The organism is Mycobacterium sp. 852014-50255_SCH5639931, from assembly GCF_001665605.1.
Taxonomy (GTDB): Bacteria; Actinomycetota; Actinomycetes; order Mycobacteriales; family Mycobacteriaceae; genus Mycobacterium; species Mycobacterium paraffinicum.
In genome coordinates, this window is sequence record NZ_LZSV01000040.1 from 1 (window position 1) to 20,238 (window position 20,238).

A 20,238-nucleotide genomic window follows, 5' to 3' on the forward strand; every position below is an offset into this window, starting at 1 on the left:
CGCCGCCTCCGCCGCCCGAGGGAGGCGGCGCCACCGCCAGTTCCAACGGCCCGGCGGATCCGCAGACCGAGGACGAACCCGCGGTGCCCCCGCCTCCGCCGGGAGCGCCCGATGGGGTGGTGGGCGTGGCCCCGCACGCGACCATCATCTCAATTCGCCAGTCCTCGAGGGCTTTTGAGCCAGTCAACCCCGGGCCGGGGGACCCCAACTCCGACGAGAAGGTCAAAGCCGGCACGCTCAACACGGTGGCGCGCGCGGTGGTCCACGCGGCCAACATGGGCGCGAAGGTCATCAACATTTCGGTCACCGCCTGCCTGCCGGCGGCGGCCCCCGCCGACCAGCGGGCGTTGGGCGCCGCACTGTGGTACGCCGCCACCGTCAAGGACGCGGTGGTGGTGGCCGCGGCCGGAAACGACGGGGAGGCCGGCTGCAACAACAACCCGATGTACGACCCGCTGGAACCGTCGGATCCGCGGGACTGGCATCAGGTCAAGGTTGTCTCGTCGCCGTCGTGGTTTTCCGACTACGTCCTGTCGGTCGGTGCGGTCGATGCCACCGGCGCCCCGCTCGACAAAAGCATGTCGGGCCCCTGGGTGAGTGTGGCCGCGCCTGGCACCCACATCATGGGTCTCTCACCCCAGGGTGGTGGGCCGGTGAACGCGTACCCGCCGTCGAGGCCCGGCGAGAAGAACATGCCGTTCTGGGGCACCAGCTTCTCGGCCGCCTACGTCAGCGGCGTCGCGGCGCTGGTCCGGGCGAAATTCCCCGACCTGAGTGCCCATCAGGTGATCAACAGGATCGTGCAGTCGGCGCACAATCCACCCGCGGGAGTGGACAACAAGGTCGGGTACGGGTTGGTCGATCCCGTTGCGGCACTGACGTTCAACATCCCGCCGGGTGACCGGATGCCCCCGGGCGCGCAGAGCCGGATCATCAGGCCGGCGCCGCCGCCCCCACCGGCGGACCGCCGGGCACGCAACATCGCCATCGGGTTCGTCGGCGCGGTGGCCGCCGGTGTGCTCGTGGCCGCGATCGCCGCGCGGCTCAGGAGGGCGCGGTGAGCTCCACGCTGACCGGGTTCAGCCGGGGTAGCAATCGGCGGGTCCTCGGGGTGTGGGTGGTGGTCTTGCTCGCGGCGGCGAGTTGGGCGGTGGGCGGCTACATCGGTGCGGCGATCGCCGTGGCGGTCGGGGTCGCGGCGGTGTTCATCCGCTGGTGGGGTCAGCCGGCGTGGTCATGGCTGGTGCTGTGGCGGCGAGGGCGGCGCCCGATCCGCTGGAACGCGCCAATCACCGTGGCCAACAACCGATCCGGCGGCGGGGTCCGCGTGCAAGACGGTGTTGCGGTGGTGGCGGTTCAGCTGCTCGGCCGGGCGCACCAAGCGACCTTGGTGACGGGTTCGGTGACCGTCGAGACCGACAACGTCATCGATGTCGTCGAATTGGTGCCGATGATGCACCAGGCGCTGGGTCTGCAGCTCGACTCGATCAGCGTCGTCTCACTCGGGTCCCGGCACGGCAATATCGGGGACTACCCGCGGGTGTATGACTCGGAGATCGGCACCCCGCCGTATGCGGGCCGGCGGGAAACCTGGTTGATCATGCGGCTGTCCATCATCGACAACACACAAGCGCTCCGCTGGCGCACCACCGTTGGCGCCGCTGCCATTTCGGCGGCGCAGCGCATCGCGGGCCTGCTGCGTTGCCAGGGGCTGCGGGCGAAGGTGGCCACCGCAACCGATCTGGCCGAGCTCGACCGGCGGCTGGGCTGCGACGCCATCGAGGGGGAGACGCAGAGATGGAAGGCCATCCGCGGTGAGGCGGGCTGGATGACGACATACGCGTATCCGGCCGACGCGATCGCCTCGCGCGTGCTGTCGCAGGCGTGGACGCTGCGCGCCGACGAGGTCATCCAGAACGTAACCGTGTATCCGGATGCGACCTGCACCGCGACGATCACCGTGCGCACGCCGACGCCGGCTCCCACCCCGCCGAGTGTGATCTTGCGCCGGCTCAACGGGGAACAGGCCGCGGCCGCCGCGGCCAACATGTGTTTCCCGCGGCCCTACCTGCGGGCACTGCGGCCCAGCCCGCTGCCCGATCAACTGCTCACCGAGATCGGCCCGTCGGGCGTGCTGGTCGGAAAGCTGAGCAACGGAGACCGGCTGCTGATCCCCGTCACCGATGCCGGAGAGCTGTCAAGGGTTTTCGTGGCCGCCGACGATCCCGTCGCCAAGCGGATCGTGATCCGCACCGCCGGCGCAGGCGAGCGGGTGTGCGTGCATACCCGCGACATGACGCGCTGGGCCAGCGTGCGGATGCCGGAGATCGGCGTCGTCAGCACGGCGCGGCCCGCACCGCGCACCACCGTCAGCGTCGTGGAGCACGTCGCGCCGATCTCGCCCACCCCGCGACCCGCGACCGTGATCACGATCGCCCCGTCGGGCACGAGGCTGCCCGAGGGACAGCGGCACAACTTCGAGGTGATCATCGAGCAGGTTGGCCCGGCGATGGTGCGGGTCAGCGCGGCGGGGAAGGATTGGCTGGTCGAGATGGACATGTTCCGCGCCGAGAACCGCTACGTGAGTCTCGACCCGGTCACCATGTCGGTCATGTAGAACGTCGAGGATTCGAAGGCACACGCGATGGGTGATTTGCAAACTGCCCGTAGGCATTTCGACCGGGCCATGGCGGTCATGAGCAGGCAGGGCCGGGCGGCGGCACTGCCGGAGTTCGTCGCGGCGACCGACGCCGACTCGTCGATGGCCGACGCGTGGCTGGGCCGCATCGCCTGCGGCGACAACGACCTCGCCTCGCTTAAGAGGCTCTACGCCACCAGCGAATGGCTGCACCGCGAAACGACCCGCATCGGACAGACGCTCGCCGCGGAGATCCAGCTGGGGTCCTACATCGGAATCACGGTGACCGACGCATCGCAAGTGGGGCTGGCGTTGTCGTCGGCGCTGACCATCGCCGGCGAATACGCCGAGGCCGACAGGCTGCTCTCCAATCGCGACCTGCTCGATTCGTGGGCCAACTATCAGTGGCACCAGCTGGCCCGGGCGTTCTTGATGTACACGACGCAGCGCTGGCCGGACGTGTTGCTGGCTGCCGCCGAGGAACTTCCCCCGCAGGCGATCATCATGTCGGCCGTGACGGCGTCGATTTGCGCGCTGGCGGCCCACGCCGCGGCGCATCTCGGGCAGGGCCGGGTCGCGCTTGACTGGCTCGACCGCGTCGACGTGATCGGGCAGACCAACGCGTCGGGCCGCTTCGACGCCGACGTGCTGACCGCATCGATCGGGCCGGCCGACATCCCGCTGCTGGTCGCCGATTTGGCGTATGTGCGGGGGATGGTGCACCGCCAGCTGCGTGAAGAGGACAAGGCCCAGGTCTGGCTGTCGAAGGCCACCATCAACGGCGTCCTGACCGAGGCCGCGAAGGCGGCTTTGGCCGACCCGAGCCTGCACCTGGTCGTGACCGACGAGGAAACGATCGCCAGCCGCACCGATCGGTGGGACGTATCGACGGCCAAGAGCCGTGACGAGCTGGACGACGACGCCACCTCGGAGCGGCGCGCCGAGTTGCTCGCCGAGGGCCGGGCACTGCTGGCCAAGCAGGTCGGACTGGCCGCGGTCAAGCAGGCCGTGTCGGCGCTCGAAGATCAGCTCGAAGTGCGGATGATGCGCCTCGAGCATGGCCTGCCGGTGGAGGGACAGACCAACCACATGCTGCTCGTTGGCCCGCCCGGCACCGGCAAGACGACCACCGCGGAAGCGCTCGGCAAGATCTACGCCGGCATGGGCATCGTGCGCAACCCCGAAATCCGGGAGGTCCGCCGGTCGGACTTCTGCGGCCACTACATCGGGGAGTCGGGACCCAAGACCAACGCGCTGATCGAAAAGTCGCTTGGCCAAATCATTTTCATGGACGAGTTCTACACCCTGATCGAGCGGCACCAGGACGGCACACCCGACATGATCGGCATGGAGGCCGTCAACCAGCTCCTGGTGGCGCTGGAAACACACCGCTTCGACTTCTGTTTCATCGGCGCCGGTTACGAGGATCAGGTGGACGAATTCCTCACCGTGAACCCGGGGTTGGCCGGCCGGTTCAACCGCAAGCTGCGGTTCGAATCGTATTCGCCGTCCGAGATCGTCGAGATCGGGCACCGCTACGCGGCGCCGCGCGCCAGCAAGCTCGACGACGCCGCGCGGGAGGCATTCCTGGATGCGGCCACGACCATCCGCAACTACACGACGCCGGGCGGGCGGCACGGCATCGACGCCATGCAGAACGGCCGGTTCGCCCGCAACGTCATCGAACGTGCCGAGGGATTTCGGGACACCCGCGTGGTCGCGCAAAAGCGTGCGGGCCAAACGGTTACGGTCGAGGACCTGCAGATCATCACCGCCCCCGACATCGAGGCCGCGGTGCGCAGCGTGTGCTCGGACAACCGTGACATGGCGGCCATCGTCTGGTAGGCCTCGGCCAGGAATCCGCGATTGCCCTCACGTCGGCTCGAAGCGGAAGACGGCGAGCCGCCCCGCCAACGCTTCGAATTCGTCGGCCGTCCCATCACGCACCATCCCCGATCGTTTCGCGAACGACACACCGACGGGCACCTTGGCGGGGAACGCCCGCAGCACCGGCCGCGCTTCCCCGGCGGAGAGTTCGACGATCCGGACCCGCCGTGACCGTCGTCCCCGGCTGAGCGTGCCGGTGCCCGCCGCCCGGGCGTTGGCCGCCCAGTCGGCGCCGGGATAGCCCGCCACGACATAGAGGCCACCCTGAAACTTGAATGGTGTCATCGGGGTGCTGCGAGGCCGGCCCGACTTGCGGCCGGGAACCGTCAGCACCATCGCGGGACCGGTGGGGATCCCGAGGCGTTGGACCGCCATCATCACCCTGTTCATCGGCTTGAGGAAGCGCGGCGGACGCGGTTCGGACATGGGCGGCTCCTTCGCTAACTCGCACGGGCGAAAACGTCGCGATGCCCGGCGACCCATTGGCCGAAGGGGAGCGCCGGCCGGCCGAGGATCTTCTCCACGTCGTGGGTCACCAGCGCGGGTGCATCGATTGTCGCGGCCAGCATGGCGATGTAGGCATCCGCGAAGTCGGCGGTGAAGCCCAACGTGAGGAATCGTTGGCGTACCGCGGCATTCGGTATTTCGCGGTACTGCAGCGGCCGATCCAGCACGGCGCCGATGGCCTCGACCAGCTCCGAGTTGGTGAAAGCCTGCGGACCGGTCAGCGGGATCCGCTGCCCGACAAGCTCATCGGTGAGCAACGCCCGCGCCGCCACCTCCGCAATGTCGGTCTCGACGATCGGTGCCGTCGAAGCCGCGGCGTACGGCCCGAAAACCACATCGCCCGCGCGGATCTGCGGCGACCACATGCCGGCGAAGTTGGTCGCGAATACCGTCGGCCGCAGGCTCACCCATGTCAGGCCGGAGTCGACGGCGAGCTGTTCGACCTCCTTGTTGCGGTCCCCGCGGAAGCGGGACGGCTGCCGGGAGAAGTCGTCGTCGGCGTTGATCGCCGAGAGCGCAACCAGCTTGGTCACCCCGGCGCGCACGCACTCGGTCACCACCCTCTCCAGGTCCTCACCCAGCGCCCGGGAATTGAGGAACACCGCCGACGCGCCGGGCAGCGCCGCGGTCGCCGACCCGACCGGTTCGACGCCGGGCGCAAACCCGGCCGTCTCCGGCGCGCGGGTCACCGCGCGCACCGGCGCTCCCGCGGCGGCTAGGGCGGCGACGAGAGGGCGTCCGACGTTGCCGGTCGCCCCGGTTACCACAATGGTCATGGGAAGGCCCCTTTCTCGGAATTTTTCTGCGGTGTTCCAAGGACGGGGCGAAAGGTGGGAAAGTTACACCGGGAAACCTGTAACTTTTTGCCGCAGCGAATCGTCGAAGAGGCATGAACCAGTCACAGTCAGCGGGCGACCAGGTCGCCGAGGCCTGGCGTCGTCACCGCCCGTATCTGGTCAACCTCGCCTACCAAATGCTCGGCGACGTCGGTGACGCGGAAGACGTTGCGCAGGAGGTGTTTCTGCGGCTCTCGCGGGCCGACGTCAGCGGGATCGAGGATGTCCGAGGCTGGCTGACGGTGGTGGCGAGCCGGCTCTGCCTCGACCAGGTCCGCTCGGCACGCGCCCGCTACGAACGACCGGGCGAGGTCCAGGAACGGCCGGCGCCGCACCGCTCCGACCCGGCCGACCAGGTCACCCTCGACGACGAGATCCGCGCCGCGTTGCTGGAGGTGCTGCGAAGGCTCAGTCCCGGGGAACGGGTCGCCTTCGTGCTGCACGACGTGTTCGGCGTTCCGTTCGAATCGATCTCCGAAACCGTGGGCCGCCCGGTGGGTACCTGCCGTCAACTGGCGCGCAGAGCGCGGGCGAAATTCGTTGCAGCGCAACCCAAAATCAACGAGGTGGCGACGGCCGAACACCAGCTGGTCACCGAGAAGTTCATCACCGCATGCGCCAACGGCGACGTTACCGCGTTGGCCGCCGTGCTGGACCCGACGGTGTGGGGCGTGGGCACGATCCTCGCCGACCCGCCCCCGCCGCAGCAGATCAACCACGGGCCGGACGCGGTGGCCACCAACCTGCTGCGCTACCTCTGGCCGGACGTGACGTTGGTCAGCGGTCCCGTCGGGCAACCGGTGCTGTTGGCATTCACCGATCGCCGGCTCTTCGCCGTCATCGTGCTGACGATCCGCGGGTCCCGCGTGGCCAAGATCGAGGCGATCGCCGACCCGGCCGCGCGGATGGGAAAGGCAGCGGAACGGGGCTAGCCGGGCCGGTCGTCGTGCCGCGCCGCGAAATAGCCCGCGATCGTCGCCGTGACCTCGAGGAATTTCCGCCGCGTCGCCGACGCCATCTCGCGGCTCACATCGATGACACCGCCCGGCCGCAGGTGGGGGTCGAAGGGCACCTCGATCACCGGCCGGCCGTGATCGATGAACTCGCGGGCCAGCAACGCCCGGGTGCGCTTGTCGGCGTGGCCATCTGAATCGTTGAGCACGACGATGCTGTTCTGCAGCAGCGTGTCGAAGCCCTGATCGGCCAGCCACTCCATGGTCCTGGCGGCGGCGTTCGCCCCGTCCGCCCACGGCGAGGAGACCACGATCAGCGCGTCCAAATCGCGCAGCACCTCCTGGGTGACCGGCGCGTCCATCGTGGAACCGCAGTCGATGACCGAGATCGCGAAATGATGGTCGAGGCGTAACGCGGCCTCCCGGTAGATCGCGGGGTCGAGCACCCGGCGCGGCCCGGACGCCGGTTCGCCACCGAGCACGTGCAGGCCGGCGGAATTGCGCCCTACCCGGGCGACCACATCGCTGAAAGACTGCAGGTTCTTGTCGGCGGTGAGTTCCCAGAACGATCCGGACGACCCCGGGTCGATCCGGCTGCTGAGTCGGCCGAAGGCGGTGTCGGCGTCGATCGCCACGACGTGGTCCTGCCTTCGGAGTTCGGCGAACAGTGAGCCGACACTCGCGGCCACCGACGTTTTTCCGACGCCGCCCTTGCCCAGAACGCCGACTTTGTAGTTGCCGAGCAGGCGGGCCCGGATCGCCGCCTCGTATTGGGCGTCCTGCTGTTGCGCGGGTGACGGACCCAGCTTGACGAGGCCGAAAGTGATGAGCCGCAGCATGCGTCGCCAACCGCGGTCGGGTGTTGCGCCGATGGGGGTGGTGGACCGCGCCGGCGTGGCGGTGGTCGGCGGTACCGCAGCGGCGGGTGCGGGGGCCTCCTGTGGAGCCGACATCGCGGGTGGCCGCGGGAAAGCAGGCGGGGCGGCCGCGGGCTGTTGGGGCGGCGCGGGCGGACGCTGCGGAGGCGCCGGTGGGCGTGCCGGAGGCGCCGACGGTGGCCGCGGTGCGAGGCGCTGGCCGACCGGCGGCGGAGGCGGCACACTCCTGGGCGGGGGGCCGGGCGTGCCGGGCGGCGGCTGCAGACGGTCCCGCAGGAATTCGTCGCGCTGGTTCATGGGCTCCTCGGGTGCCAGGCAATCGGTCGGCGCTGGTGGGGTGCGTCCTGGGCTAGTGATAAGCGCCACGGCTCACCGTCGGCGCCGGATGCGGACCAGTACCCGTCCAGTATCTCCTGCGCGCCGCCCATCGCTACCGTGCAAACTTAGCAGCGCTCGCTTTGGCCTGCCCGCGGTGGCTTTTGCCGCCCGCTGAGCACGATCATGCGAGCCGATTCGGGGGTGGTGGGCCCGCCCTCGGGCGGCGTCAGCAAACATGTACCGGCGGCGGATTCGGCGCATCGGACTGCCGGGCGCGGCGCGGCTGTGACGAAGACTGCAGCGCCAAAACAGCACGTCCGCCGGGGTGTCGCCCGCCGGCCGCCGGGAAATTTACGGTGCTGCCAGCTGGCGGTTAGACTTGACGAAGTTGGCATGTCAGGCGGGTATTGTCATATCGTTTTACGACTTGTCGAGACCGGTTTCCAGGCCACCGTTCAGCGCTGCACGGACGCATCCCTAACAGGATCATCTCCACCTGGGGGACAGCCTATCGAGACAAGACCGAGGGGTCTTAAGCCCGCAACCTCCGGGTGCGACTCCATCGGAGCAGCTGTTAACGGCAGCTCAACGTTCAGGTGAAGGGTCAGGTGCATATGACGCCCAAGCGCGTCGGGTTATACAACCCCGCGTTCGAGCACGACTCGTGCGGGGTAGCCATGGTCGTCGATATGCACGGCCGCCGTAGCCGCGACATTGTCGACAAGGCCATCACCGCGCTGCTCAACCTCGAACACCGCGGTGCTCAGGGCGCCGAGCCGCGCAGCGGTGACGGTGCCGGCATCCTGATTCAGGTCCCGGATGCCTTCCTGCGCGAGGTCGTGGATTTCGAGCTGCCCGCGGCGGGCAGTTATGCCACCGGTATCGCCTTCCTGCCGCAGTCGTCCAAGGACGCCGCGGCCGCCTGCGACGCGGTGGAGAAGATCGCCGAAGCCGAGGGCCTGACGGTGCTGGGCTGGCGGAACGTGCCCATCGACGACTCGTCGCTGGGCGCGCTGTCCCGCGACGCGATGCCCACGTTCCGGCAGGTGTTCATGGCCGGCGCATCGGACATGACGCTGGAGCGCCGCTGCTATCTGGTCCGCAAGCGCGCCGAGCACGAACTCGGCACCAAGGGCCCCGGGCAGGACGGACCCGGTCGCGAAACCGTCTACTTCCCAAGCCTTTCCGGTCAGACGATGGTCTACAAGGGCATGCTGACCACGCCGCAGCTCAAGGCGTTTTACCTTGACCTGCAAGACGATCGGATGACAAGCGCGCTGGGCATCGTGCATTCCCGGTTCTCCACCAACACCTTCCCATCGTGGCCGCTGGCCCATCCGTTCCGTCGGGTGGCCCACAACGGCGAGATCAACACAGTCACCGGCAACGAGAACTGGATGCGTGCCCGCGAGGCGTTGATCAAGACCGAGATCTTCGGCACGGAAGCCGACGTCGAGAAGCTGTTCCCGATCTGTACCCCGGGCGCCTCGGACACCGCGCGTTTCGACGAGGCGCTCGAACTGCTGCACCTGGGTGGCCGCAGCCTGGCCCACGCGGTGCTGATGATGATTCCCGAGGCGTGGGAACGCAACGAGTCGATGGATCCGGCGCGGCGGGCGTTCTACGAGTTCCACGCCTCGTTGATGGAGCCCTGGGACGGCCCCGCGTCGATCACGTTCACCGACGGCACCATCGTGGGCGCCGTGCTGGACCGAAACGGCTTGCGCCCCTCCCGGATCTGGGTCACCGAAGACGGCTTGGTGGTGATGGCTTCCGAGGCCGGCGTCCTGGACCTGGACCCGGCGAAGGTGGTTCGCCGGATGCGTCTGCAGCCCGGCCGGATGTTCCTGGTGGACACCACCCAGGGGCGCATCGTCTCCGACGAGGAGATCAAGGCCGAACTCGCCGCCGAGCACCCGTACCAGGAATGGCTGGACCGGAACCTGGTTCCCCTGGACAAGCTGCCGCAGGGCGACTACGTGCGGATGCCCCATGAACGACTCGTCAAGCGGCAGTTGACATTCGGCTACACCTATGAAGAGCTCAACCTGTTGGTGTCGCCAATGGTGCGCACGGGTGCCGAGCCGATCGGCTCGATGGGCACTGACACCCCGGTCGCGGTGCTCTCGCAGCGGCCCCGGATGCTCTACGACTACTTCCAGCAACTGTTCGCGCAGGTGACCAACCCGCCGCTGGACGCCATCCGCGAAGAGGTGGTGACCAGCCTGCAGGGCACCACCGGCGGCGAGCGCGACCTGCTCACGCCGACCGAGCACTCCTGTCACCAGATCGCGTTGCAGCAGCCGATTCTGCGCAACCACGAGCTGGCCAAGTTGGTCAACCTCAATCCCGACGACGAGGTCAACGGGCGCCCGCATGGCATGCGGTCCAAGGTGATTCGTTGCCTGTACCCGGTTGCCGAGGGCGGCGCCGGGTTGGCGGCGGCGCTCGATGACGTACGCGCACAGGCATCGGCCGCGATCGAGGACGGTGCGCGGGTCATCATCCTGTCGGACCGCGAGTCCGACGAGCAGATGGCGCCCATCCCGTCGCTGCTCGCCGTTTCCGGAGTCCACCACCACCTGGTGCGCGACCGGACGCGCACCCACGTGGGTTTGGTCGTCGAGACCGGTGACGCCCGCGAGGTGCACCACATGGCGATGCTGATCGGGTGTGGGGCGGCGGCGATCAACCCCTACCTGGCGTTCGAGTCGATCGAGGACATGCTCGACCGCGGCGCGATCGACGGCTTCTCGGATCGGCAAGACCGAGAGAAGGCGCTGAACAACTACGTCAAGGCCGCCGGCAAGGGCGTGCTCAAAGTGATGTCCAAGATGGGCATTTCGACGCTGGCGTCCTACACCGGCGCGCAGCTGTTCCAGGCGGTCGGCATCTCCGAGGACGTGCTCGACGAGTACTTCACCGGGCTGAGCTGCCCGATCGGCGGGATCACCCTGGAGGACATCGCCGCCGACGTCGCCACTCGGCACCGGCTGGCCTACCTGGACCGCCGCGACGAGCGCGCGCACCGCGAACTCGAGGTGGGCGGCGAGTACCAGTGGCGCCGGGAAGGTGAGTACCACCTGTTCAACCCGGAGACCGTGTTCAAGCTGCAGCACTCGACTCGCACCGGCCAGTACAAGATCTTCAAGGACTACACCCGCCTGATCGACGACCAGAGCGAACGGATGGCCTCACTGCGCGGCCTGCTCAAGTTCCGCGGCGGTGTGCGTCCCCCGGTTCCGCTGGAAGAGGTCGAACCCGCCAGCGAGATCGTCAAGCGCTTCTCGACCGGGGCGATGAGCTACGGCTCGATCTCGGCCGAGGCGCACGAGACGCTGGCCATCGCGATGAACCGTCTCGGCGGGCGCTCCAACAGCGGGGAAGGCGGCGAAGACGTCAAGCGCTTCGACCGCGACCCCAATGGCGATTGGCGCCGCAGCGCCATCAAACAGGTCGCCTCCGCGCGATTCGGCGTCACGTCGCACTACCTGACGAACTGCACCGACATCCAGATCAAGATGGCGCAGGGCGCGAAACCCGGTGAGGGCGGCCAGCTTCCGGGACACAAGGTGTACCCGTGGGTCGCCGAGGTGCGGCATTCCACACCCGGCGTCGGCCTGATCTCCCCGCCGCCGCACCACGACATCTACTCCATCGAGGATCTCGCACAGCTGATCCACGATCTGAAGAACGCCAACCCGTCCGCGCGGGTGCACGTCAAGCTCGTCTCCGAGAACGGGGTGGGCACGGTTGCGGCGGGCGTCTCCAAGGCGCACGCCGACGTCGTGTTGATCTCCGGCCACGACGGCGGCACCGGCGCGACCCCGCTGACGTCGATGAAACACGCAGGCGCGCCCTGGGAGCTGGGCCTGGCCGAGACACAACAGACCCTGCTGCTCAACGGGTTGCGTGACCGGATCGTGGTCCAGGTGGACGGTCAGCTCAAGACGGGCCGCGATGTGATGATCGCCGCGCTGCTCGGCGCCGAGGAATTCGGCTTCGCCACCGCGCCGCTGGTGGTGGCCGGCTGCATCATGATGCGGGTGTGCCACCTGGACACCTGCCCGGTCGGCGTGGCCACCCAGAACCCGGTGCTGCGGGAGCGGTTCACCGGTAAGCCCGAGTTCGTCGAAAACTTCTTCATGTTCATCGCCGAAGAGGTCCGGGAGTACATGGCGCAGTTGGGTTTCCGCACCTTCAACGAGGCCGTCGGTCAGGTGGGGGCGCTGGATACCACGCTGGCCCGCGCGCACTGGAAGGCGCACAAGCTCGACCTCGCTCCGGTGCTGCACGAGCCCGAGTCGGCGTTCATGAACCAGGACCTGTACTGCAGTTCCCGGCAGGACCACGGCCTGGACAAGGCGCTCGATCAGCAGCTGATCGTGATGAGCCGGGAGGCACTCGATTCCGGCAAGCCGGTGCGCTTCTCCACCACCATCAGCAACGTCAACCGCACGGTGGGCACCATGCTCGGCCACGAGGTGACGAAAGCGTATGGCGGCCAAGGGCTCCCGGACGGAACCATCGACATCACCTTCGACGGGTCCGCGGGTAACAGCTTCGGCGCCTTCGTGCCCAAGGGGATAACGTTGCGGGTCTACGGCGACGCCAACGACTACGTCGGCAAGGGGCTGTCCGGTGGCCGGATCGTGGTGCGTCCGTCGGACAACGCCCCGCAGGACTACGTGGCCGAGGACAACATCATCGGCGGCAACGTGATCCTGTTCGGGGCGACCAGCGGGGAGGCCTTCCTGCGCGGGGTGGTCGGCGAGCGGTTCGCGGTCCGCAACTCCGGCGCCCATGCCGTCGTCGAGGGCGTGGGTGACCATGGATGCGAATACATGACGGGTGGTCGGGTTGTGATTCTTGGCCGGACCGGCCGCAACTTCGCGGCGGGAATGTCAGGCGGTGTGGCTTACGTGTACGACCCGGACGAGGAACTTCCGGACAACCTCAACATCGAGATGGTCGACGTGGAGACCCTGGACGAAGTCGATGCCGACTTCCTGCACGGCATCATCCAGGCCCACGTGGACGCCACCGATTCCGCGGTCGGCCAGCGGATCCTGGCGGACTGGCGCGGTCAACAACGCCATTTCGTCAAGGTGATGCCGCGCGACTACAAGAAGGTGCTGCAAGCGATCGCCGAAGCCGAGCGCGACGGCGTCGATGTGGACAAGGCGATCATGGCGGCCGCACATGGCTGATCCGAGCGGCTTCCTGAAGTACACGCACCGGGAACTGCCGAAGCGCCGGCCTGTCCCGCTGCGGTTGAAGGACTGGCACGAGGTTTACGAGGACTTCGACGAAGGCACTCTGCGTGAGCAGGCGACCCGTTGCATGGATTGCGGCATCCCGTTCTGCCACAACGGGTGCCCGTTGGGCAACCTGATCCCGGAATGGAACGACCTGGTGCGCAGGGGCAGCTGGCGCGACGCGATCGAGCGGCTGCATGCCACCAACAACTTCCCCGACTTCACCGGGCGACTGTGTCCGGCGCCGTGCGAACCGGCGTGTGTGCTTGGCATCAACCAGGATCCGGTGACCATCAAGCAGATCGAGCTGGAGATCATCGACCGCGCCTTCGAGGAAGGCTTCGTGGTGCCGCTGCCCCCGGACAAGCTGACCGGGAAAAAGGTCGCGGTGGTGGGTTCGGGCCCGGCCGGTTTGGCCGCGGCTCAGCAACTGACCCGCGCCGGCCACACGGTCACCGTTTTCGAGCGGGCGGATCGGATCGGCGGGCTGCTGCGCTACGGCATTCCGGAATTCAAGATGGAGAAGCGTGTCCTCGACCGGCGCCTGGACCAAATGCGGGCCGAGGGAACCGAATTCCGCGCCGGTGTCAACGTCGGGGTCGACATCACCGCCGAACAGCTGCGCGCCGACTTCGACGCGGTGGTCCTAGCCGGCGGCGCCACCGCCGGGCGGGATCTGCCCATTCCCGGTCGGGACCTGGACGGGATCCACCAGGCGATGGAGTACCTGCCGTGGGGTAACCGGGTGCAGGAGGGCGACGACGTCCTAGGGCCCGACGGGGAACCCCCGATCACCGCCAAAGGCAAGAAGGTCGTCATCATCGGTGGCGGTGACACCGGGGCGGACTGCCTGGGTACCGCGCACCGGCAGGGCGCGACCGTTGTGCACCAGTTCGAGATCATGCCGCGCCCACCGGACACGCGCGCCGAATCGACCCCGTGGCCGACCTACCCGCTGATGTACCGGGTGTCGTCGGCGCACGAAGAGGGCGGCGAGCGGGTGTTCTCGGTGAACACCGAAAAGTTCATCGGCGAAGACGGCCGGGTGACGGCGCTCAGAGCGCACGAGGTCACCATGCAGGACGGCAAGTTCGTCAAGGTGGACGGCTCCGACTTCGAACTCGAGGTCGACCTGGTGCTGCTGGCCATGGGATTCGTCGGCCCGGAAAAGGAGGGCCTGCTCACCGACCTCGAAGTCAAGCTCACCGACCGCGGCAACGTCGCGCGCGGTGCCGACTTCGACACGTCGGTCCCCGGTGTGTTCGTCGCCGGGGACATGGGTCGCGGCCAGTCGCTGATCGTCTGGGCGATTGCTGAAGGCAGGGCCGCTGCCGCGGGCGTCGATCGGTACCTGATGGGTGCGACCGCGCTGCCGGCGCCGGTCAAGCCGACCGCGGTCCCGCTTCAGTAGTCACAGAAGTCACACCAGAAACACAAGTACCAACTGTCGGCGAGTCGCCCCCCGTTTGCCAGGCGGTGGTGTCTAATTGCCTGTTGTGGGCTCGGTCACACGGGCATCGGATCGGGGCCCCGGCTGAACGGAACGATCGCAGGAGTGATCACTGTGCACATCAATCCCGTACCTCGATCACGGATGGGGCGAATCGCCTGGTCCTGGTTTCGTCACCCGGTCAAGAGCCGCGAGTTCCCCGCCAAACACGAGCGCCTGGTAACCGCCGACGATTTGTTGATCTTCGGGGTATAACCGCCCGACGGAACGCCTTCGGGCGCCGCGCTGGGGTTTGCTCGGCGCGACAAACGGGGGACCGGGCGCATCAATCGAGTAACCCCGAATCGCGGATGGCCTCGGCGAGCGGTTCCAAAACGGCGGGGTCGTGCGGCGGGTTGATGTACACGATGCCCAGGTCGAGTCCCTCGGCCTCCAGCCGGGCGGCCTCTTCGACGACCTTCTGGTAGTTGCGCTCCTCGTCCAGCCGCAGATGGGCGGACAGCGTGATCTCCTTCGGGTCGCGCCCGATCTTCTCGCACTCCGCGGCCAGCACATCGCGCTTGCGGGCGAACACCTCGGGCGGACCGCCGACGAAGTTCCAGTGCTGCGCGTAGCGCGCGGTGATCGGCAGCGTTCGTTTCTCCCCGCTGCCACCGATGCAGATCGGCGGATGGGGACGCTGCACGCCCTTGGGTTCGTTGCGGGCGCCCTTGAGCTGGTAGTACTTCCCGTCGAAATCGGTGGTCTCCTGGCTGAGCAGGCTGGTCAGCACCTCACACGCCTCCTCGAACCGATCGAAGCGTTCCCGGATGCTGCCCAGCTCGATGCCGTAGGCGCCCGACTCCTCCTCGTTCCAGCCGGCGCCGATCCCCAACTCGAGTCGTCCATTCGAGATGATGTCGAGCGCCGCGGCCATGTTGGCCAGCACGGCGGGGTGGCGGTAGTGGATCCCCGTGACCAGGGTGCCCAGCCGCAGACGCTTGGTCGCCTGCGCCAGCGCGGTCAGGGTCGTCCAACCCTCGAGGCAGGGCCCGCCGGCGTCGGAGAAGATCGGGTAGAAGTGGTCGAAGGTCCACCCGGACTCGAAGACGTCGATATCGTCGGCCGCCTGCCAGACGCCCAGCATGGCTGCCCAGGTGGTGTTTTGGGGGGAGGTCTTGAAGGCGAATCGCATGCAATCGACGTTAGCCGATCTTTATGAAGGGCAACTAAACTCAACCGCGCGATGAGCTACTCCCTCGGACTCGACACCAAGGTCACCCTGCTGGCGGCCGGGCTGATCTTCCTGCTCGCCCTGGTCCTCGGGGTGTGGAAGTACCGGCAGATCATGGCCGCCGCCGACCATCGGGCCCATCCCTACGTCGACATCGCGCACCGGGCCGCGTTGCTCTACTCCTTCGCGACGCTGCTGCTGGCCGTCTTCGTCGAGCTCAGCGCCTGGCCGACGTGGGTCAACCTGATTGCGGCCGGCGTGGTCGTCGTCTTTTTCGTCGGCGCCATCCTCAGCTACATCGCGCACGGGGCGCGACGCGACACCGTCAACCAATTCGAGGATCCCGCGCCCGGAACCGGACTCTTCATGGCGTTGCTGATCGCCGGCGAGATCGGGGGCTTCAGCGTGCTGCTCGCCGGTTTCCTCGTCGGGCAGTTCCGGTAATCCAGCCGGGCACACTGGAGCCATGGACCCGGTAACCGCCTTGCGGCAGATCGCTTACTACAAGGACCGGAGCCGTCAGGATCCCAGGCGCGTGATGGCGTACCGCAACGCCGCCGACATCATCGAGGGCCTCGACGAAGCGGCTCGCGAGCGACACGGCCAGGCCAACACCTGGCAATCGCTGCCGGGCATCGGTCCCAAAACCGCAAAGGTCATCGACCAGGCCTGGTCCGGTCGCGAACCCGAACTTCTCGTCGAATTGCGTTCCGCCGCTGAGGATCTCGGCGGAGGTGACATCCGTGCGGCGTTACGCGGGGACTTGCACCTGCACTCGAACTGGTCGGACGGGTCGGCACCGATCGACGAGATGATGGCGACCGCGTCCGCGCTGGGGCACGAATATTGCGCGCTGACCGACCACTCGCCGCGGCTGACGATCGCCAACGGGCTGTCGCCGGAACGGTTGCGCGCGCAACTCGGCGTCATCGACAAGCTGCGTGACCAGTTCGCGCCGATGCGCATTCTGACCGGGATCGAGGTCGACATCCTCGAGGACGGCAGCCTCGACCAGGAGCCCGAGCTGCTCGAGCGCCTCGACGTCGTCGTGGCCAGCGTGCATTCGAAGCTGTCGATGGATGCCGCCGCGATGACGCGGCGCATGGTGCGCGCCGTCTCCAATCCACACACCGACGTGCTGGGCCACTGCACCGGCCGGTTGGTCTCCGGCAACCGCGGCATCCGGCCCCAATCCAAGTTCGACGCCGAAGCGGTTTTCGCCGCCTGCCGCGATCACGGCACCGCGGTGGAGATCAACTCGCGGCCCGAACGCCGGGACCCGCCGACCCGGCTGCTCCAGCTGGCGCTGGAGCTCGGCTGCGTCTTCAGCATCGACACCGACGCGCACGCGCCAGGCCAGCTGGACTTCCTCGGCTATGGCGCGCAGCGCGCCGTGGACGTGGGCGTGCCCGTCGACCGGATCGTCAACACCTGGCCGGCCGACAAACTGCTGGAGTGGACGGGCTCGAATTGAGACGGCTCAGACCTGCACCGTCTCCGCGTGCTCGGGTACCGGTTCGTCGCGGCGGCCGGGGGTTTGCCACACGTTGGCGCATGCGACGGCCGCGCAGGTCGCCGCAGGGATGAGCAACGCGTAGCCGCCCAATTCGGCGCCGAACACGATCCCGGCCACGCCGCCTCCCAGAAACAGCACGAGCGTCGTCGCCAGAATCGCGGTATTCCACTTTTTGATCCCGTGTTGCCGACTGCGGCCGAGCATCAGCCCGAGGTCGGTGACGGTCCCGGTGAAGTGGGTGGTACGGATCGCCATCCCGCGGAAGCTCGAGGTCATCCCGTTTTGCAGGCCAAGGGCTGCGGCGGCGAACAGCGCCTGTACCGCGGTTTGCTCGATCCCCAGGGCATTGATCTGCGCCTTGACCACGGTTTCCTCCACCCCGGCCGCGGCAAGGACGAGCAACACTGCCTCGAGGAACAGCACCACGGCGTGGCGCGGGCCCGCGAGGGCATCGGTGGGCGCGAGGATCGCCCCGGCAATGGTCGCTCCCGCCAGGAAGCCTAAAAAGATCGCGCCGAGCACGTGGCCTTCATAAAGCCACGGGTTGGCTGTGTTCATGCCCAGCTGGGTGGTGATCGCGGTCAGGTTGCCGACGGGCAACGCCAGGATCAGGAGCGCCACCGCGTTGACGAAGCCCGCGGATAACGCGAGTACCGCGCTGTAACCGAGCAGGAGGCCTTCGCGGGGCGGGCCGCTGTCGCGGGCTTGATGCGGCGGCGGCATCGTGTTCAGTTGCTCACTTTCGAGGTCGGGTTTTCGCCACCTTAGCAAGCAGACCGTCGGGCAAGCCGTCGTCTCGGGCTATTTCAAACCAACCTCAAATCATCGAAAGCATTTGGGGCAGAGAACAATTAGCCGACACCGACGAAATCGGTCAGTCGGGAAGGTGCGGCATCTCTATACCCAGTTCACGGCCGACCAACACCCCGCGCGTGAGGGCGGATTTGCCGAAGCGCTGACGAACCTGGTCGACGGCGGCGTCCACCGCACGCGATTCCCCGTCAAGCGGCAACGCCAATTGCTGGGCGCCGCTGCGGTCGATCCCCGACACCGCGAAACCGACCAGCGTCAGTCCGCGCTGCGAGATCAGGGGTGCGGCCGACGCAACCAGCTGTCGCGCGGCGCCCAGGATCGGCTGTGTCGAGGACGTCGCCCAGGGCAGCGTTCGCGACCGCGTCGCCCGCCCGAAGTCGTCGAACCGCAGCCGCAGCACCACCGTGCGGCCGGTGCGCCCGGCGGCGCGCATCCGGCCGGTGATCCGGTCGATCAGGTTGACCACCACCGCGTCGATCTCGGCGGCCGACATGGTGTTGCCGGCGCGGCCCAGCGCCCGTTGCGCACCCACCGACCGGCGACGCACACCGGTGGTCACCCGGCGGCGGTCGATGTTGCGGGACAGCGCGAACAGCTGGCGGCCCATGGCGCCACCCAGCAGCGAGGCCAGCGTCGACTCGCTCAGCTCAGCGACGTCGGCGACGGTCACGAGTCCGTGGGCGTGGAGTTTGTCGGCCGTCTTGGCGCCCACGCCCCACAGCCGTCGCACCGGCAGCGGGTGGAGGAAGGTCAGCTCCTGGTCGGGCTGCACCAGCAGCAGCCCGTCCGGCTTGGCCTCCTGGCTGGCGACCTTGGCGAGAAACTTCGTACGCGCGATGCCCACGGTGATGGGCAGGCCGACCCGGTCGCGCACGTCGGCTCGCAGCTGTCCGGCGATCTGAACCGGTGTCCCGGAAACCCGGCGCAGCCCGCCGACATCCAGAAACGCCTCGTCCACCGAGAGCGGCTCCACGATCGGCGTGCAGTCGCGAAACACTTCGAACACGGCGTCACTGGCGCGGCTGTAGGCGCTCATCCGGGGCGGTACCACCACCGCGTGCGGGCACAGCCGGCGCGCTTGCGCCCCGCCCATCGCGGTCCGCACGCCGTAGGCCTTGGCCTCGTAGCTGGCCGCGAGCACGACCCCGCCGCCGACGATCACCGGGCGGCCGCGCAACGTCGGGTCGTCGCGCTGTTCGACGGACGCGTAGAACGAATCCAGGTCCGCGTGCAGGATGGACGCATCGCACCGCACGAACATATGTTCGCACGCGCCGGTGACGGCTAGCTGGATTCGCCGTAGATGCTGGTGACCCAGATGTGGGTGAGGGTGTCGACGACCCGGTCCTCATCCACCGCCGGCGTCTCCGCGGACAGGGCGGCCATCATCGTCCGCTCGTTCATCTGGTTCAGCGAGGTCGCCAGGTCCACCGCCGGGATCGTCTCCGGCGCGGCCCCGCGTGTGCGTTCGGCGGTGATCATCGCGGCCGTCTGGTCGATCCACTTCTGCATGAAGCCCAACCACACGACGCGCAGCTCGGAGCTGGTCGCCAGCGCTTCGGTGGCGGCGCGCGCCAGCCGGCGGTGCGTGCTGAAGGCCGTGAAAAAAGCCTTGATGCCGTTGCGCCACACCCGGCGCGGATCCGCTGGCAGCCGCTGCACCGCGCCGTCGAACTCGGAGTCGGCGCGCGCGATCACCGGTTCCAGCAGCGACAGCAGCACCGCGTCCTTGGACTTGAAATAGAAGTAGAACGTCGGGCGCGACAGTCCCGCGCCCTTGGCCAGGTCGTCGACCGAGATGTCGGCGAACGAGCGCTGTTCGAGCAGTCGCTCGGCGGTCGCGAGGATCGCCTGCTCACGGTCGTCACCCGAGGGACGGATGGCGCGGCGGCCACGCAGGGCACGGGTCTGGCCGACGCTAGTCACGGACGTTACTTTACACCGTGTCGAAACTTTCAACACCCCGTTGAC

At 68.0% G+C, this 20,238-nt stretch carries 15 protein-coding genes; 8 read left to right on the plus strand and 7 right to left on the minus strand.

Annotation, left to right across the window (positions count from 1 at the left end; genetic code table 11):
• From mycP to eccA, 3 genes are all read left to right on the plus strand, one after another.
• The coding region (gene mycP, locus A5758_RS24020) for a type VII secretion-associated serine protease mycosin (protein ID WP_067745343.1) at nucleotides 1–1,061 on the plus strand (1,061 nt) is incomplete at its 5' end.
• On the plus strand, nucleotides 1,058–2,617 hold the full coding sequence (gene eccE / locus A5758_RS24025) for a type VII secretion protein EccE (RefSeq protein WP_067745347.1): 1,560 nt from the start codon (nucleotides 1,058–1,060) through the stop codon (nucleotides 2,615–2,617). The genes mycP and eccE, both read left to right, overlap by 4 nt.
• A 27-nt stretch (nucleotides 2,618–2,644) precedes the next feature.
• Nucleotides 2,645–4,483 carry a type VII secretion AAA-ATPase EccA gene (gene eccA, locus A5758_RS24030; RefSeq protein ID WP_067745350.1) on the plus strand — a complete coding sequence of 613 codons (1,839 nt, stop codon included), beginning with the start codon at nucleotides 2,645–2,647 and terminating at the stop codon, nucleotides 4,481–4,483.
• Between the two features lie 27 nt (nucleotides 4,484–4,510).
• Here the strand turns inward: eccA and A5758_RS24035 are convergent, their stop codons facing one another.
• Nucleotides 4,511–4,951: a nitroreductase family deazaflavin-dependent oxidoreductase gene (locus A5758_RS24035; protein ID WP_067745353.1), complete on the minus strand. Its 441-nt coding sequence runs from the start codon at nucleotides 4,949–4,951 to the stop codon at nucleotides 4,511–4,513.
• A 14-nt stretch (nucleotides 4,952–4,965) separates the two neighbouring features.
• Nucleotides 4,966–5,808 carry an NAD(P)H-binding protein gene (locus tag A5758_RS24040; protein WP_067213424.1) on the minus strand — a complete coding sequence of 281 codons (843 nt, stop codon included), beginning with the start codon at nucleotides 5,806–5,808 and terminating at the stop codon, nucleotides 4,966–4,968.
• Between the two features lie 113 nt (nucleotides 5,809–5,921).
• Here A5758_RS24040 and sigI point away from each other — a divergent pair, with 113 nt between their 5' ends.
• A complete protein-coding gene (gene sigI / locus A5758_RS24045) occupies nucleotides 5,922–6,800 on the plus strand; it encodes an RNA polymerase sigma factor SigI (RefSeq protein WP_067745356.1) in 879 nt (292 codons plus the stop codon).
• On the opposite strand, the gene A5758_RS24050 is transcribed toward sigI, so the two are convergent.
• Nucleotides 6,797–7,996: a MinD/ParA family protein gene (locus A5758_RS24050; RefSeq protein WP_197504052.1), complete on the minus strand. Its 1,200-nt coding sequence runs from the start codon at nucleotides 7,994–7,996 to the stop codon at nucleotides 6,797–6,799. The two genes, sigI and A5758_RS24050, sit on opposite strands and share 4 nt — an antisense overlap.
• Before the next feature lie 635 nt (nucleotides 7,997–8,631).
• Here A5758_RS24050 and gltB point away from each other — a divergent pair.
• Nucleotides 8,632–13,227: a glutamate synthase large subunit gene (gene gltB, locus A5758_RS24055; protein WP_067213459.1), complete on the plus strand. Its 4,596-nt coding sequence runs from the start codon at nucleotides 8,632–8,634 to the stop codon at nucleotides 13,225–13,227.
• Nucleotides 13,220–14,686 (plus strand): glutamate synthase subunit beta, encoded by a 1,467-nt coding sequence (locus A5758_RS24060; protein ID WP_067745359.1) that lies wholly within the window; start codon nucleotides 13,220–13,222, stop codon nucleotides 14,684–14,686. Before gltB ends, A5758_RS24060 begins: the two co-directional genes overlap by 8 nt.
• A gap of 364 nt (nucleotides 14,687–15,050) precedes the next feature.
• Here A5758_RS24060 and A5758_RS24065 read toward each other — a convergent pair whose 3' ends face one another.
• Complete coding sequence (locus A5758_RS24065; protein ID WP_067745362.1) at nucleotides 15,051–15,899, minus strand: LLM class F420-dependent oxidoreductase; 849 nt, start codon at nucleotides 15,897–15,899, stop codon at nucleotides 15,051–15,053.
• Between the two features lie 51 nt (nucleotides 15,900–15,950).
• On the opposite strand from A5758_RS24065, the gene A5758_RS24070 reads away from it, so the two are divergent.
• Together A5758_RS24070 and A5758_RS24075 are read left to right on the plus strand one after the other, a co-directional pair.
• The gene (locus A5758_RS24070) at nucleotides 15,951–16,382 is read left to right on the plus strand and encodes a hypothetical protein (protein WP_067745365.1); all 432 of its coding nucleotides are present in this window, start codon (nucleotides 15,951–15,953) and stop codon (nucleotides 16,380–16,382) included.
• Between the two features lie 22 nt (nucleotides 16,383–16,404).
• Nucleotides 16,405–17,412 carry a PHP domain-containing protein gene (locus A5758_RS24075; protein ID WP_067745368.1) on the plus strand — a complete coding sequence of 336 codons (1,008 nt, stop codon included), beginning with the start codon at nucleotides 16,405–16,407 and terminating at the stop codon, nucleotides 17,410–17,412.
• Nucleotides 17,413–17,418: 6 nt separating this feature from the next.
• Here A5758_RS24075 and A5758_RS24080 read toward each other — a convergent pair whose 3' ends face one another.
• The 3 genes from A5758_RS24080 to A5758_RS24090 all read right to left on the minus strand — a co-directional run bounded on the left by A5758_RS24080 (nucleotide 17,419) and on the right by A5758_RS24090 (nucleotide 20,193).
• Nucleotides 17,419–18,177 (minus strand): YoaK family protein, encoded by a 759-nt coding sequence (locus A5758_RS24080; RefSeq protein ID WP_197504040.1) that lies wholly within the window; start codon nucleotides 18,175–18,177, stop codon nucleotides 17,419–17,421.
• 151 nt (nucleotides 18,178–18,328) lie between these two features.
• Nucleotides 18,329–19,528: a DNA polymerase IV gene (gene dinB / locus A5758_RS24085; RefSeq protein ID WP_067745371.1), complete on the minus strand. Its 1,200-nt coding sequence runs from the start codon at nucleotides 19,526–19,528 to the stop codon at nucleotides 18,329–18,331.
• A gap of 23 nt (nucleotides 19,529–19,551) precedes the next feature.
• Complete coding sequence (locus tag A5758_RS24090) at nucleotides 19,552–20,193, minus strand: TetR/AcrR family transcriptional regulator (protein WP_067745374.1); 642 nt, start codon at nucleotides 20,191–20,193, stop codon at nucleotides 19,552–19,554.
• Nucleotides 20,194–20,238 lie beyond the last annotated feature (45 nt).